Below are 819 nucleotides of genomic sequence, written 5' to 3'. Positions count from 1 at the left end.
GAACAAGCATAAGCATGGCGAAGACGACGAAGTGCAGGCCCGCGAGGGTTTCGGGCAAGCGCTCATCCCCCAAGGGGACTTCCTTCGGGGCGTAGTCGCGCGCCAGTCGCCTGAAGCGGTTAAGCCAGCCGAAACTGCGCTCGACCACCCAGCGGCGGGCAGCAGTACGAACCCCTTCTTCGCCTCGGGCAGTTTGATGACCTGCAGCTCGATGCCTTTGTCGCGTGCGGCCTGCGCGGCCGTATCACCCGTATAGCCCTGATCAGCAAATGCAGGTTTCACTGTCTGGCCGGTGACGTGCTGAACCTGGCGTGCGAGTTCGGCCACCTGCGCACGCTCCTGCTCACTGGCTGGCGTGACGTGCACTGCGAGAAGCAGTCCGAGCGTGTCGACAGCCATATGCACCTTGCTACCTCGCTTGCGCTTATGTCCGTCGTAACCCGCGCGCGGTCCACTCTCGCACGTGGACTGCAACGTGCGGCCATCGCGAATCACTGCGCCGGGCTGGCCCTGGCGCTGCTGTGCGACGCGGATCACCGAGCGCAGATCGTTGACCATCGCCTCAAAGCAGCCCGCGTTCAGCCCGCGTTGCGTTTGCTGATAGACCATCTCCCACGGCGGGAAGCTGGTCGGCAGCATGCGCCACGACGCACCGGCTCGCGCCATCCAGCGCAGCGCGTTAAACATCTCGCGCAGTTCATATCGGCGCTGCGGGGCGTTTTCGTTCATCAAGGTCAGATAGGGAGCCGCGAAGCTCCATTCATCGTCCGATACATCCGTCGGGTATGGTTTGCGTTTTGTCATCCCGCCAGGTTACCA

Annotated in this window: 1 pseudogene; it reads right to left on the bottom strand. The window is 63.1% G+C overall.

Features of this window, described 5'->3' with window-relative positions:
- Positions 1-804 (bottom strand): annotated as a pseudogene (locus tag HV796_RS42860) (IS5 family transposase); the annotation flags it as partial.
- Between the last annotated feature and the right edge of the window lie 15 nt (positions 805-819).

This window comes from Paraburkholderia humisilvae (assembly GCF_902859855.1).
Lineage (GTDB): Bacteria > Pseudomonadota > Gammaproteobacteria > Burkholderiales > Burkholderiaceae > Paraburkholderia > Paraburkholderia humisilvae.
The sequence above is the reverse complement of the archived record's forward strand: the minus strand, read 5'-3'. Positions and strand labels throughout refer to the sequence as shown.